At 70.9% G+C, this 13,499-nt stretch carries 13 protein-coding genes; 9 read left to right on the forward strand and 4 right to left on the reverse strand.

From position 1 onward, the window contains the following. Positions 1 to 150 precede the first annotated feature (150 nt). From K9S39_RS26630 to K9S39_RS26650, 5 genes are all read left to right on the forward strand, one after another. The gene (locus tag K9S39_RS26630; RefSeq protein ID WP_248865830.1) at positions 151 to 714 is read left to right on the forward strand and encodes a hypothetical protein; all 564 of its coding nucleotides are present in this window, start codon (positions 151 to 153) and stop codon (positions 712 to 714) included. Between the two features lie 33 nt (positions 715 to 747). Beyond that, a complete protein-coding gene (locus tag K9S39_RS26635; RefSeq protein ID WP_248865831.1) occupies positions 748 to 1,710 on the forward strand; it encodes a TatD family hydrolase in 963 nt (320 codons plus the stop codon). Positions 1,711 to 1,833: 123 nt separating this feature from the next. Next, positions 1,834 to 3,171 (forward strand): resuscitation-promoting factor, encoded by a 1,338-nt coding sequence (locus K9S39_RS26640; RefSeq protein ID WP_248865832.1) that lies wholly within the window; start codon positions 1,834 to 1,836, stop codon positions 3,169 to 3,171. Beyond that, entirely contained in the window at positions 3,168 to 4,049 is an 882-nt protein-coding gene (rsmA, locus tag K9S39_RS26645; RefSeq protein WP_248865833.1) for a 16S rRNA (adenine(1518)-N(6)/adenine(1519)-N(6))-dimethyltransferase RsmA, read from the forward strand. Before K9S39_RS26640 ends, rsmA begins: the two co-directional genes overlap by 4 nt. Further along, a complete protein-coding gene (locus tag K9S39_RS26650; RefSeq protein ID WP_248865834.1) occupies positions 4,046 to 4,960 on the forward strand; it encodes a 4-(cytidine 5'-diphospho)-2-C-methyl-D-erythritol kinase in 915 nt (304 codons plus the stop codon). The genes rsmA and K9S39_RS26650 overlap by 4 nt, the downstream gene beginning before the upstream one ends. 88 nt (positions 4,961 to 5,048) lie before the next feature. Here the strand turns inward: K9S39_RS26650 and K9S39_RS26655 are convergent, their stop codons facing one another. Together K9S39_RS26655 and K9S39_RS26660 are read right to left on the reverse strand one after the other, a co-directional pair. Beyond that, entirely contained in the window at positions 5,049 to 5,309 is a 261-nt protein-coding gene (locus K9S39_RS26655; protein WP_248865835.1) for a hypothetical protein, read from the reverse strand. 113 nt (positions 5,310 to 5,422) lie between these two features. After that, complete coding sequence (locus tag K9S39_RS26660; protein WP_248865836.1) at positions 5,423 to 6,007, reverse strand: Uma2 family endonuclease; 585 nt, start codon at positions 6,005 to 6,007, stop codon at positions 5,423 to 5,425. Positions 6,008 to 6,163: 156 nt separating this feature from the next. Between K9S39_RS26660 and K9S39_RS26665 the strand changes: the two genes are divergently transcribed. Together K9S39_RS26665 and K9S39_RS26670 are read left to right on the forward strand one after the other, a co-directional pair. Next, the gene (locus tag K9S39_RS26665) at positions 6,164 to 7,960 is read left to right on the forward strand and encodes an ABC-F family ATP-binding cassette domain-containing protein (protein WP_248865837.1); all 1,797 of its coding nucleotides are present in this window, start codon (positions 6,164 to 6,166) and stop codon (positions 7,958 to 7,960) included. A 329-nt stretch (positions 7,961 to 8,289) separates the two neighbouring features. After that, a complete protein-coding gene (locus tag K9S39_RS26670; protein WP_248865838.1) occupies positions 8,290 to 9,090 on the forward strand; it encodes a response regulator transcription factor in 801 nt (266 codons plus the stop codon). A 58-nt stretch (positions 9,091 to 9,148) separates the two neighbouring features. Here K9S39_RS26670 and K9S39_RS26675 read toward each other — a convergent pair whose 3' ends face one another. Next, positions 9,149 to 9,463 carry a hypothetical protein gene (locus K9S39_RS26675; protein ID WP_248865839.1) on the reverse strand — a complete coding sequence of 105 codons (315 nt, stop codon included), beginning with the start codon at positions 9,461 to 9,463 and terminating at the stop codon, positions 9,149 to 9,151. 19 nt (positions 9,464 to 9,482) lie between these two features. Beyond that, complete coding sequence (locus K9S39_RS26680) at positions 9,483 to 11,192, reverse strand: sodium:solute symporter family protein (protein WP_248865840.1); 1,710 nt, start codon at positions 11,190 to 11,192, stop codon at positions 9,483 to 9,485. Positions 11,193 to 11,438: 246 nt separating this feature from the next. Between K9S39_RS26680 and galT the strand changes: the two genes are divergently transcribed. Both galT and galE read left to right on the forward strand, forming a co-directional pair. Then, positions 11,439 to 12,485 (forward strand): galactose-1-phosphate uridylyltransferase, encoded by a 1,047-nt coding sequence (gene galT, locus K9S39_RS26685; RefSeq protein ID WP_248865841.1) that lies wholly within the window; start codon positions 11,439 to 11,441, stop codon positions 12,483 to 12,485. An 8-nt stretch (positions 12,486 to 12,493) separates the two neighbouring features. Next, positions 12,494 to 13,480 carry a UDP-glucose 4-epimerase GalE gene (gene galE / locus K9S39_RS26690; protein WP_248868977.1) on the forward strand — a complete coding sequence of 329 codons (987 nt, stop codon included), beginning with the start codon at positions 12,494 to 12,496 and terminating at the stop codon, positions 13,478 to 13,480. Positions 13,481 to 13,499 lie beyond the last annotated feature (19 nt).

Here is a 13,499-nt window from a genome sequence, read left to right on the forward strand (position 1 = left end):
GCAATCCGCCCAGTGGGATGATTTTCCTACTGATTACCAAATCTGGACCAATTGGCGGCAGCTTTGCTGCGCAGTGGCCGGGAAAGGCGTCCACTAGGGGAGGGACGTTCGGTCCCCGGAGACCTTGTCCAAAGGACAAGAGGAGCGGCTATGAGCAAATTTGGTCAACCAACTGGTACGGCAGCCACCACTAACCGCGCCCACCCCACCAGCCCCAGGTCCGAGCCCGCGGCACGCGAGGCGTATGCCTTCGCGTGCATGAGGTGCGGTCACGGCTGGGAGCAGTCGTACGAGATCGAGCACCAGGTGGACGCGACCGGATCCATGCACGTCGTCTACTTCGCGGAGGGAGAGCGAGTTCCGTCCCCGTTGACCCGGCCCATCTGTCTGAACTGCGGTGCCACCGTCGTACGCATCATGCGCTCCGGCCAGGTCTCGATGGTCTCCAAAGCAATCGCGAGCATGCACCAGCGGCAGGGCAATGGGCATTCCAAGAACCACGGAGAGAAGCGCGGGGAGAAGGGCGGGGAGAAGTACGAAGAGAATCTCGGGGGGAGCGGAGAGAAGCGCCGCGAGAAGAGCGGGGAGAAACCCGGCGAGCTGAAGCCGGAGGCAAGCGCCGGGGAAAGTACCGGCAGCGCCGAGGAGGGCACCGAGTGCCACCGCTGGCACCTCTCCGATTTGCTGCACCCCTTCCAGCACTGCCGCAGGTGAGCCCATGGCCGCGCTCCTCGTAGGATCGCGGCCATGGCACAGAAGGACAGGGACACCCCGCCGCCGCTGCCCGAACCGCTTCGGGTGCCGGTCGCGGACTCGCACACCCACCTGGACATGCTCCCCCACAGCCCCAAAGGCGTGGGTACGGGTGCCCCCATGAGCACCGTCGACGACACGCTCGCCAAGGCCGCCTCGGTCGGGGTGACCACCGTGGTCCAGGTCGGTTGCGATCTGGCCGGCTCCCGGTGGGCCGCGGAGACCGCCGCCGCGTACGACAGCGTCCACGCCACCGTCGCGCTGCACCCCAACGAGGCGCCCCGGATCGTGCTCGGCGATCCCATCGAGGGGGCGTCGCGAAGCGACTCGGACAAGGGCGGTGGTGGGCGAGGGGCCGGTCGGCCGCGGCAGGGGGCCCGGGAGGCGGGTGGCGAGGCGGCCCTGGACGCCGCGCTCGAAGGGATCGACGCGCTGGCCGCCCTCCCGCACGTCCGCGGCGTCGGCGAGACCGGCCTGGACCACTTCCGCACCGGCCCCGACGGCACGGCCGCCCAGCAGCGGTCCTTCCGCGCCCACATCGAGATCGCCAAACGGCACGACAAAGCCCTGGTCATCCACGACCGGGAGGCCCACGACGACATCCTGCGGATCCTGCGCGAAGAGGGCGCGCCCGAGCGGGTCGTCTTCCACTGCTACTCCGGCGACGCCGCGATGGCCAAGATCTGTGCGGAGGCCGGCTACTTCATGTCCTTCGCCGGCAACGTCACCTTCAAGAATGCCCAGCCGCTGCGCGACGCCCTCGCCGTGGCGCCGCCCGAACTGGTGCTCGTCGAGACCGACGCCCCCTTCCTCACCCCCGCGCCGTACCGTGGACGGCCGAACGCGCCGTATCTCATCCCCTACACCCTGCGGGCGATGGCCGAGGTCAAGGGCTTGACGGAGGACGCGCTGGCCTCCGCCGTCGCGGCCAACACCGCGCGCGCCTTCGGCTACTGACACCGAAGTGTGGCGTGCCGCGGCGGGCGGCACGCCCACTATGGGTAGCGGGTCGACTTTGGAGAGTTACCATCGCTCCGCTACATTCCGGCGCGTCAAGGCCATCTGTGCATGTGGAGCGTCGTGAGTCATTCGCAGAGCAGCCACCGCGCGGAGCGCAGCCGTCGCGGGCGGAGCCCGAGCAGCACCACCCCGCCGAAGAACCCCTACGAGCTCAAGCCCCTGTCCGTCCCGCGCGGCCTGCTGCCCCGTCAGGCGTCGGCCCCCGAGGTGGGCGCGCCCCCGGCCCCGAGCGGCCCGGCCCCCGGCGGCCGGGCCACCGCTCGCCACGCCGCCGCGGCCGGCCGCCGCCGACGCCACGCCGAACGCCCCGAAACGCTGCGCAGGCTGGTCCCCCGGGCCCTCGTCGTCGCCTTCCTCGCCGGCGGCACCACCGCCTTCATCGCCCACGACAAGGCGATCCGGCTCAACGTCGACGGCAGCCCGCGCACCCTCCACACCTTCGCCGACGACGTCGACGACCTCCTGGCGGACGAACACCTCGACATCGGCCGCCACGACGCCGTCACCCCCGCCCCCAGTACCGCGCTGACCCACGGCGACGAGGTCGTCCTCCGACGCGGCCGCCCGGTCGTCCTCACCCTCGACGGAGACCGCCGTCTGGCGTGGACCACGGCCGAGACCGTCGACGGTGCCCTGCGGCAGCTCGGCGTCCGCGCCGAGGGCGCCCATCTCTCCACCTCCCGCCACCGGCGCATCGGCCCGCGCGGCCTGGAGCTGTCCGTACGCACCGAACGCTCACTGGTCTTCATCGCGGACGGCCGCGCACACCGTGTCCGCACCAACGCCGCGACCATCCGCGACGCCCTCGCACAGGCCGGTCTCGCGCTCCGCGACGAGGACACCACCTCCGTGCCGCCGGACAGCTTCCCGCGCGAGGGCCAGACCGTCTCCGTCCTGCGGATCACCGGCGCCAACGAGGTGCGCGACGAACCCATCCCCTTCCGCACCGTCCGGCGGGCCGCCCCCGACCTGATCCGCGGCACGGAGTCGGTGGTGCAGGAAGGGCGGCCCGGCGTGCGGCGCGTCACCTACCGGCTGCGCACCGTCAACGGCGTCAAGCAGAAGCCGCAGCGGGTGGGCGCACGAGTGGTGCGCCGGCCGCGCCCGCAGATCGTGCACATCGGCACCAAGGAGCTGCCGAGCTCCGTCCAGGGCGCCGACCATCTCTCCTGGGACGCCCTCGCGCAGTGCGAGGCGGGCGGCCGGCCGGACGCCGTCGACTCGACCGGCACTTACGGCGGCCTCTACCAGTTCGACGTCGCCACCTGGCACGACCTCGGCGGCCACGGCCGCCCGCAGGACGCCTCCGCCGCGGAGCAGACCTACCGCGCCAAGAAGCTCTACGTCACCCGGGGGGCGAGCCCGTGGCCGGTTTGCGGCCGTAAGCTGCATCAGTGACCAACAGCAGCAGCCCCGATGACTCCGGCCCGCTCCTCGGGCCCGCCGATGTGCGTGAGCTGGCCGCCGCGCTGGGCGTACGGCCCACCAAGCAGCGCGGCCAGAACTTCGTCATCGACGCCAACACCGTCCGCCGGATCGTCCGGACCGCCGATGTCCGGCCCGACGACGTCGTCGTCGAGATCGGCCCCGGCCTCGGCTCGCTGACGCTGGGCCTGCTGGAGACCGCCGAGCGGGTCACCGCCATCGAGATCGACGACGTGCTCGCGGCCGCCCTGCCGTCCACCGTCGCGGCCCGGATGCCCGACCGCGCCGACCGCTTCGAGCTGGTGCACAGCGATGCCCTGCGCGTCACCGAGCTGCCCGGCCCCGCGCCCACCGCGCTGGTCGCCAACCTCCCCTACAACGTCGCGGTCCCGGTGCTGCTGCACATGCTCGCGACCTTCCCGACCATCGACCGCGTCCTGGTCATGGTCCAGTCCGAGGTCGCCGACCGGCTGGCCGCCCGTCCCGGCAACAAGGTCTACGGCGTGCCGTCCGTCAAGGCGAACTGGTATGCCGAGGTCAAGCGGGCCGGGGCGATCGGCCGCAATGTCTTCTGGCCCGCGCCGAACGTCGACTCCGGGCTGGTCTCGCTGGTCCGCCGCGACAAGCCGCCGACGACGACGGCCTCCCGCGCCGAGGTCTTCGCGGTCGTCGACGCCGCGTTCGCCCAGCGCCGCAAGACGCTGCGGGCCGCGCTGTCGGGATGGGCCGGATCGGCCACCGCGGCGGAGTCCGCGCTGGTCGCGGCCGGTATCGCGCCGCAGGCCCGCGGCGAGGCGCTGACCGTCGAGGAGTTCGCGCGGATCGCGGAGAACAAGGGAGCCGCCCAGTGACTGCGCCCACCACGCCCGATGCCGTTACCGTCCGCGTCCCGGCGAAGGTCAACGTCCAGCTGGCCGTCGGCGCCGCCCGCCCCGACGGCTTCCACGGCCTGGCGAACGTCTTCCTCGCCGTCGGCCTCCACGACGAGGTCACCGCCACCCCCTCGGACACCCTGCGGATCACCGCCGAGGGCCATGACGTCGACCAGATCCCGCTCGACCGTACGAACCTGGCCGCCCGCGCCGCCGAGCTCCTCGCCGCCCGGTACGGCATCGAGCCGCACGTCCACCTCCACATCACCAAGGACATTCCCGTCGCGGGCGGTATGGCCGGCGGCAGCGCGGACGCCGCCGGCGCCCTGGTCGCCTGCGACGCCCTCTGGTCGACGGGCGCCTCCCGCGCCGAACTCCTCGCCCTCTGCGCCGAGTTGGGCAGTGACGTACCCTTCGGCCTGGTCGGCGGCGCGGCGCTGGGCCGCGGCCGCGGCGAGCTGCTGAATCCGCTCACCGTCGGCGGCACCTTCCACTGGGTCTTCGCGGTCGCCGACGGCGGCCTGTCGACCCCGGCCGTCTACCGGGAGTTCGACCGGCTGACGGAGGGCACGGAGGTGCCCGAGCCGGAGGCGGCGCCGGAACTGCTGGCCGCACTGGAATCCGGCGACGCCACCGCACTCGCCGCGGCCCTCGCCAACGACCTGCAGCCCGCGGCCCTCTCGCTGCGCCCGTCCTTGGCCGCCACCCTGGACGCCGGCACCGCGGCGGGCGCGCTGGCCGCGCTGGTGTCCGGCTCGGGCCCGACGACGGCGTTCCTGGCCAAGAACGCAGAGGCGGCGCGGCAGGTGGCGGCGGCGCTGTCGGCCTCGGGAACATGCCGGCAGGTGCGGGTGGCGGATTCACCGGCCCCGGGGGCGACGCTCCTGTAGGACGCGCCCTGGGGTCGGCGCCCGTTCAACGGGTCAGGGCCGCTTCCACGCCGCGGAAAAGTGGCCCTGACCCGTCAGGCAGCCTGAATCAACCGCCCAGGAGACGGCCGAGCATCCCGCCCATGGAATTGCCGTCGCCGCCGGCGGCGCCCATCGAGCCCATCGCGCCGTCGCCACTCCCCTCACGCGATCCCTCGCCTACGCCGGACAGACCATCGGAGGTAACCCCTCCGAAGCCCGAACTGGCGCTGAAGGAGCCCGCGGGCTCCTCGGCGGCGGCAGCGCTCGCGCCGCCGAGCACGGCGGCGGTGGCCAGGGTGACTGCGAAGAGCGCGGCACGGATACGCATGAATCCTCCTGAGGTCCGAGACGTTGATCAGCCTCTCAGCCCTTCCCGCCACCGCCCCTTCGATATGGCGCGCGCTCAAAGAGCACCCCAGTGGCCCCTTGCGGCAGCCGGCTTCAGAGCTCGTCGATGGCGGCCAGGTCGATGTCGATGTCGTAGGGGGCGGGGAGTTTGACCTGGTCGTGGTACGTACCGGCGGGCATGTAGATGCGGGCCTCCTTGTCGAGCTCGAAGGCGTGGACCACTGGATGCTGGTCCGCACCGACCATCTCAACCCGCCAGAAGTACGGGATCCCGGCGTTGGCGTACTTGTGGGGCTTGGTGTCACGGTCGCGGGCCTCGGAGTCAGGAGAGACCACTTCTACGGCAAGCATCACGTCTCTGGCCTGGAAATGGGTCTGCGTCCGACTGCGCACCGCAGCAGCGCGCAGCACCGTGACGTCCGGCTCCGGCCCGTTGCGCTTGTCAATGACCACGGTCATCTCCCGCCGCACCCTCAGCTCGGGCGGCGCGGTGCGGCGCAGGCCCGCCACCAGCAAGTCGATCACGATGCTGTGAAAATCTCGCTGCGGACTCACAAAAACCAGGCTCCCGTCGATCAACTCCGTGTGCGGCGGGAGGTCGGGCAGCGTCAGCAGGTCGTCCACGGTGTAACCGTCCTGCGGCGGCACCGGCCAGTGGTGCGCGGTCTCAGCGGTCATAAGTCCTCCCATGGGCGGGATCCTGCTGCCTGCCCTCCACGGTAGCGGCCGCTTCCCTCTCACGTCATCACAAAGAGTGACCGCCCCCGCGCGCGCCGCCCCCGATGCCCGAGGCTCTACGCTTGAAGGCTGATCACCCCTGCGCACAGGAGAGAAATGGCCACCAACCTCGTCAATCTGGAAGCCGTCGGCAAGGTCTACGGAACCCGTGCCCTGCTCGACGGTGTCTCGCTCGGCGTCAACGAGGGGGACCGGATCGGCGTCGTCGGGCGTAACGGGGACGGCAAGACCACCCTGATCCGGATCCTCGCCAAGCTGGAGGACGCGGACGACGGCCGCGTCACCCACTCCGGCGGTCTGCGGCTGGGCGTGCTCACCCAGCACGACTCCCTCGACCCGGCCGCCACCATCCGGCACGAGGTCATCGGTGACCTCGCCGATCACGAGTGGGCCGGCAACGCCAAGATCCGTGATGTGCTGACGGGTCTCTTCGGGGATCTGCATCTGCCGGGGTTCACCCAGGGCCTGGACACCGTCATCGGGCCTCTTTCGGGTGGTGAGCGCCGCCGTATCGCCCTCGCCAAGCTGCTGATCGCCGAGCAGGACCTGATCGTGCTCGACGAGCCCACCAACCACCTCGACGTGGAGGGCATCTCCTGGCTGGCGCGGCATCTGCGGGCCCGCCGCTCGGCCCTGGTGGTCGTCACCCACGACCGGTGGTTCCTGGACCAGGTGTGTACGCGGATGTGGGACGTCCAGCGTGGTGCGGTGCATGAGTACGAGGGCGGCTACAGCGACTACGTCTTCGCGCGGGCCGAGCGGGAGCGGATCGCGGCCAGTGAGGAGGCCAAGCGGCAGAACCTGATGCGCAAGGAGCTGGCGTGGCTGCGGCGCGGCGCCCCGGCCCGTACCAGCAAGCCGCGGTTCCGTATCGAGGCCGCCAACGAACTGATCGCGGACGTCCCGCCGCCCCGGGACAGCGCGGAGCTGATGAAGTTCGCCGGTTCGCGGCTGGGGAAGACGGTCTTCGATCTGGAGGACGTCAGCGTCCAGGCCGGGCCGAAGGTGCTGCTCAAGCATCTGACCTGGCAGCTCGGGCCCGGCGACCGGGTCGGCCTGGTGGGGGTGAACGGCGCGGGCAAGACCTCGCTGCTGCGGGCACTGGCCGAGGCGGCCCGTACGGCCGGTGAGGCGCAGCCCGCGGGCGGCCGGATCGTCGTCGGCAGGACCGTCAAGCTGGCCTGTCTGTCGCAGGAGGTCGGCGAGCTCGACCCCGAGCTGCGGGTGCTGGAGGCCGTGCAGCGGGTGCGGGAGCGCGTCGACCTCGGCAAGGGGCGGGAGATGACCGCCGGGCAGCTCTGCGAGAAGTTCGGGTTCACGAAGGAGAAGCAGTGGACGCCGGTCGGTGATCTGTCGGGTGGTGAGCGCCGCCGTCTGCAGATCCTGCGGCTGCTGATGGACGAGCCGAATGTGCTGTTCCTGGACGAGCCGACCAACGATCTCGATATCGAGACGCTGACGCAGCTGGAGGATCTGCTCGACGGCTGGCCGGGCTCGCTGATCGTCATCAGCCACGACCGGTACTTCATCGAGCGGACGACGGACCGGGTGTTCGCGTTGCTGGGTGACGCGAGGCTGCGGATGCTGCCGCGCGGCCTGGACGAGTATCTGGAGCGCCGCCAGAAGGTCATCGAGGCCGCGACGCCGGCGCCGGCGCCGGCTGCGGCGCCCAAGAAGCCGGCGGCCGTCAACCGCGCGGCACAGAAGGAACTCCAGAAGATCGAGCGGCAGTTGGACAAGATCGGGGACAAGGAGAGCAAGCTCCACATCCAGATCGCCGAGCACGCCACGGACTTCGAGAAGGTCGCCGGGCTCGACGCCCAGCTGCGCGAACTGGCCGGTGAGCGGGACGCGCTGGAGATGCGGTGGCTGGAGCTGGCGGAGGACGCGTAGCAGGCGGACCCGCGGGCCCCTGCTGCCCGGTGGCGCCGACCGGTCCCGATCGGCAGCGTCAACCGGCCTCGAACGGCGGGCGTCATCCGACACCGAGCAGCAGCGTCAACCGGCCCCGAGCGGCGGGCGCTCACCGGCCCCGAACGGCGCCGCCGCCCGGCCCCAATGGGCGGCGCCAACCGGCCTCGAATGGCCGGGATTCCAGCATTCCGGGGGGCTTCTCCCCGGTAGGGGGCGCGCGCGACCGGCCGAGCGTGTAGCTTCCCGGGGACAAGGGGGCCCGGCGGGGGCCGGGGGCGGGGCCCGCCGGGGAACGAAGGGGTGGCTCGATGGGCGTGCGGCTCATGGTGGTCGACGATCACCGTCTGCTCGCCGAGGCGCTCGCCTCGGCCCTGAAGCTGCGGGGGCACCGGGTCCTGGCCGCCGCCGCGCCGAGTGCCGGGGCCGCGGATCTGGTGGTGAGCCGGGCGCCGGAGGTGTGCCTGATGGGGACGGCGGCGCCCGCGGAGCCGGGTGCGTTCGATCCGGTCGTACGGATCAAGAAGGAGCGGCCGCAGATCGCGGTGGTGGTGCTGGGACCGGTACCCAGCCCGCGCGGTATCGCCGCCGCCTTCGCGGCCGGGGCCTCCGGCTATGTCCGTAACGACGAGCGGATCGAGGGCGTGGAGCGGGCCATGCTGAAGGCGCGTGCGGGGGAGGCGGCCATCTCGCCGCAACTGCTGCGCGGGGCCTTCGAGGAGCTGCTGCATCCCGCGGCCAAGCCGGACGACGAGGGGGCGCGGCTGCTGGAGCTGCTGACCCCGCGCGAGGTCGAGGTGCTGATGCGGGTCGCGGAGGGCGAGGACACCCGGCTGATCGCGGCCGGTATGGCCATCGCGCCGAGCACCGCGCGGACGCATGTGCAGCGGGTACTGATGAAGCTGGAGGTGGGCTCCCGGCTGGAGGCCGCCGCGCTGGCGGCGCGTACCGGGCTGCTGGACCGGGCGGCCGACGGCGGCTGCGGGGGCGCGCGCGGCAGGGCGGCGATGGGGGCACCTCCCGGGCATGGGGGTCCCCCCGCGCGAGCGAAGCCGAGGGTGGGGGAGGAGTCGAGACTGGGGGAGGACGATACGGCCCCGCCGCACTCGTAAGCGCCCGTATGCCGCGCCCCCGTATGCCGCGCGGGTCGGCTCTCCGGCGGAACGGCCGTCACCTCGCCGCTCCCGACGGGCCGGTCCCGCCCCGGAGTTCGTCCACCGTCGGCGGTGCGGCCGGCCGCAGCTTCATCCACACCAGGAAGAACAGCCCGAGGGCGAGCATGCCCACGCCCGTCCACAGGTTGATGTTGATGTCCTGTGCCTTCTTGAGGTCCGCGTCGGTGGCCGTGATGCCGGCGATGGTGACGATCAGGCCGTAGACGACGAAGAGGCCGCCGATGATGCGCCGTACGTCGAAGAGCCGCGCGGCGCTCGCGGAGTCGCGTTCCAGTTCCTCGGCTTCGTGCTGGGAGTCGTAGTCGCTCATGGTGCGTTCCTCGGCGGTCTCAGAAGGAGAAGGGGACGTAGCAGACGGCGGCGAGCACGAGTGCGCCCCAGCCCAGCAGGGCCGGCTTGCGGTACCACGCGTCGTCGCCCTCGGCGGGCAGCTCCTCCATGCCGGGGACGGGGGTCCCCCCGGTCGAGCGGAGTCGAGACTGGGGGAGGGTGCCGTAGACCAGGCCCGCCAGCGATTCGACCGGCTTGGGCCTGGTGAACAGGGTGACGATCAGCATCACCAGCGCGCCGACGACGAACGCCACGATCGAGGAGACGAAGTTGGCGCCCTGCTCGGAGGGGATGGAGATGACGCCCTGCTGGTAGAGCCAGAAGTAGTTGATCAGCGCGGCGACGGTGCCGGACAGCAGGCCCCAGAATCCGGCCGCCGCGCTGGTCCGCTTCCAGAACATGCCGATGATGAAGACGACGAACAGGGGCACGTTGAAGAAGGAGAACAGCGTCTGGAGGTAGTTCATGATGTTGCTGAAGGACGAGGCGATGAAGGCCGTGCCCATGCCGATCAGCACGCCGACGGCGGTGACCACCCGACCGGTCATCAGGTAGTGGCTGTCCGGCCGGTCCTTCTTGAGGTACCCGGCCCAGATGTCGTTGGTGAACACCGTGTTGAACGCCGACACATTGGCGGCCATACCGGCCATGAACGCGGCGAGCAGACCCGTCACCGCGAGGCCCAGCACACCGTTGGGCAGCAGATCCCGCATCAGCACCGGAATCGCGTCGTTGTACTGCAGCCCGTCCGCGCCGGCCTTGCCCAGCGACGGCTCCATGACCAGCGCGATCAGGCCCGGCACCAGCACGACCATGGGAATGAGGATCTTGGGGAAGGCGGCGATCAGCGGGGTGCGCTTGGCCGCGCTGAGGTTCTTCGCGGACAGCGCGCGCTGCACCTCGGCGAAGTTCGTCGTCCAGTATCCGAAGCTCATCACGAAGCCCAGGCCGAGGACGATGGTCAGCCAGTTCGCGCCGAGCGGGTTGCCCTCGCCGATGCCGGTGCCCTTCCAGGCGGTCAGGAACGCGTCGCCGTGGGAGGAGGTCAGTGAGTCGGTCAGTCCGTCCCAGCCGCCGACCCGCTTGAGGCCGACGACGGTCAGCGGGATCAGTGCGGCCAGGATGACGAAGAACTGCAGCACCTCGTTGTAGATCGCCGAGGAGAGGCCGCCGATGGTGATGTACGCCAGGACGAAGAAGCCGGCGACGACGATCGCCACCCCCTGCGGCCAGCCCAGCAGCGCCTGCAGCACGATCGCCATCGCGTACAGGTTCACGCCGGCTATCAGCACCGACGAGACGGCGAAGATGATCGAGGACAGCAGGTGCGAGGCGGGCCCGAAGCGGTGCAGCAGGAACTCGGGTACGGAGCGGACCTTGGAGCCGTAGTAGAACGGCATCATCACCAGGCCGAGGAAGACCATCGCCGGGATGGCGCCGATCCAGTACCAGTGGACGGTGTACGCCCCGTACTGCGCGCCGTTGGCGGCCATCCCGAGGATTTCGGTGGCGCCGAGGTTGGCGGCGACGAAGGCGAGACCGGTGACCCAGGCGGGCAGTGACCGGCCGGAGAGAAAGAAGTCCAGGCTCGTCCGCACGCTCCGCCTGGCCGCGAACCCGATGCCGAGGACGACGATGAAGTAGATGGCCAGGATGGTGTAGTCGAGTCCGTTGGTGGGGAGCCGGAGGCCGTCAGCCACGGTGATCATGATCAACCCGCTTCTTTGCGCGATCTGAACGCACAGAAAGCTACGCGCGGATGTTCAGAAACTGAACACTTTTGTTGTTTCGAATTGTTGGATCGCGGTCGACCGGGGTGTCGTGTCAGGACATATCCCACGCGGGGCGGCGCAGCTTCCGGGCGGGACGGGCCGTCGGGCCCCGCGTTGACGCGACTGTTCGATTGTGCTTCATTGTGTTTGCTTATGTTCGGTCGGGGTGGGTGAGGAGCTCCAGTGAAGAAGACCACGACGCGGCTCGCCGACGGCCGGGAGCTGATCTACTACGACGCGCGGGGCGACGTCGTACGCGATGCCGTCGACCGGCGCCCCCTCGATCGCGTCGCCACCGCCTCCGAGATCCGCCACGACCGTCTCCTCGGCGACTGCGTCGCCATCGCCTCGCACCGCCAGGGCCGTACGTACCACCCGCCGGCCGACGCCTGCCCGCTGTGCCCCTCCCGCGACGGCCGGCTCTCCGAGATCCCCGCCGCCGACTACGACGTCGCCGTGTTCGAGAACCGCTTCCCCTCCCTCGCCGGCGACCGCGGCCGTTGCGAGGTCGTCTGCTTCACCCCCGACCATGACGCGTCGTTCGCCGACCTGACCGACCAACATGCCGCCCTGGTCCTGGAAGCCTGGACCGACCGCACCGCCGAACTGTCCCAACTCCCCGGCGTGGAACAGGTCTTCTGCTTCGAGAACCGCGGCGCCGAGATCGGTGTCACGCTCGGCCATCCGCACGGCCAGATCTACGCGTACCCCTTCACCACCCCGCGCACCCAGCGGATGCTCGCCTCACTCGCCGCACACCGGGAGACGACCGGCGGCAACCTCTTCGACGAGCTCCTCGCCGAGGAGCACGCCGACGGCCGCCGTATCGTCCTCGAAGGCGAGCACTGGGTGGTCTTCGTCCCGTACGCCGCCCACTGGCCCTACGAGGTGCACCTCTACCCCAAGCGCAGGGTCCCCGACCTGCTCGCCCTCGACGACGACGCGCGCACGGAATTCCCACAGATCTACCTGGAGGTCCTGCGCCGGTTCGACCGGATCTTCGGGAAGCAGGCGGCTCCGACGCCGTACATCGCCGCCTGGCACCAGGCGCCGGTACACGCCGCCGACCGCGGCGACTTCGCGCTCCACCTTGAGCTTTTCACCATTCGACGGACTTCCGGCAAGCTGAAGTTTCTCGCGGGTTCCGAATCCGGCATGAACGTGTTCATCAACGATGTGCCGCCGGAGGCCGCGGCCCAGCGACTGCGAGAGGTAGCGAGCGAGTCATGAGCAAGCCTGTGTCGTGCAAGTACCTGGTGACGGGCGGGGCCGGTTACGTCGGCAGCGTGGTGGCCCGGCATCTGCTGGAGGCCGGTCACACGGTCACCGTCCTCGACAACCTCTCCACCGGCTTCCGGGCCGGGGTCCCCGCGGGCGCCGAGTTCATCGAGGGCGACATCCGTACCGTGTTCGATGAAGAGCGTGGCTCGAAATGGCTGGACCCCTCGTACGACGCGGTGCTGCACTTCGCCGCGTTCTCGCAGGTCGGCGAGTCCGTCGTCAAGCCCGAGAAGTACTGGGACAACAACGTCGGCGGCACCATGGCGCTGCTCGCCGCGATGCGCGCGGCGGGCGTCCGCAAACTCGTCTTCTCCTCCACCGCCGCGACCTACGGAGAACCGGTCAACACCCCGATCACCGAGACCGACCCGACCGCCCCCACCTCGCCCTACGGCGCCAGCAAGCTCGCCGTCGACCACATGATCGGCGGCGAGGCCGCCGCCCACGGCCTGGCCGCCGTCTCGCTCCGCTACTTCAACGTCGCCGGCGCCTACGGCAGCCACGGTGAGCGCCACGACCCCGAGTCGCACCTGATCCCGCTCGTCCTCCAGGTCGCCCAGGGCAAGCGCGACGCGATCTCCGTCTTCGGCGACGACTACCCGACGCCCGACGGCACCTGCGTCCGCGACTACATCCACGTCGCCGACCTCGCCGAGGCCCACCTCCTCGCCCTCGACGCGGCGGTCCCCGGCGAGCACCTGATCTGCAACCTCGGCAACGGCAACGGCTTCTCCGTCCGCGAGGTCATCGAGACGGTCCGCAAGGTCACCGGACACCCCGTCCCCGAGGTCGCCGCCCCGCGCCGTGGCGGCGACCCCGCCGTCCTGGTGGCCTCCGCCCGGACCGCCATCGACCGCCTCGGCTGGCGGCCCAGCCGCGCCGACCTCGCCGGAATCGTCGCCGACGCCTGGGCCTTCGCCCAGACGGGCCGGACCACGCAGTAGCGCCCCCGGCACGGGTCCG

Origin of the sequence: Streptomyces halobius (genome assembly GCF_023277745.1) — a bacterium.
GTDB lineage: Bacteria > Actinomycetota > Actinomycetes > Streptomycetales > Streptomycetaceae > Streptomyces > Streptomyces halobius.

Bases quoted from the DNA above. Each gene is read 5' to 3' on its own strand.
- K9S39_RS26630 (WP_248865830.1), top strand. From the start codon at position 151: ATGAGCAAATTTGGTCAACCAACTGGTACGGCAGCCACCACTAACCGC.
- K9S39_RS26635 (WP_248865831.1), top strand. From the start codon at position 748: ATGGCACAGAAGGACAGGGACACCCCGCCGCCGCTGCCCGAACCGCTT.
- K9S39_RS26655 (WP_248865835.1), bottom strand. From the start codon at position 5,309: ATGCGTATCCGTGCCGCGCTCTTCGCAGTCACCCTGGCCACCGCCGCC.
- K9S39_RS26660 (WP_248865836.1), bottom strand. From the start codon at position 6,007: ATGACCGCTGAGACCGCGCACCACTGGCCGGTGCCGCCGCAGGACGGT.
- K9S39_RS26665 (WP_248865837.1), top strand. From the start codon at position 6,164: ATGGCCACCAACCTCGTCAATCTGGAAGCCGTCGGCAAGGTCTACGGA.
- K9S39_RS26670 (WP_248865838.1), top strand. From the start codon at position 8,290: ATGGGCGTGCGGCTCATGGTGGTCGACGATCACCGTCTGCTCGCCGAG.
- K9S39_RS26675 (WP_248865839.1), bottom strand. From the start codon at position 9,463: ATGAGCGACTACGACTCCCAGCACGAAGCCGAGGAACTGGAACGCGAC.
- K9S39_RS26680 (WP_248865840.1), bottom strand. From the start codon at position 11,192: ATGATCACCGTGGCTGACGGCCTCCGGCTCCCCACCAACGGACTCGAC.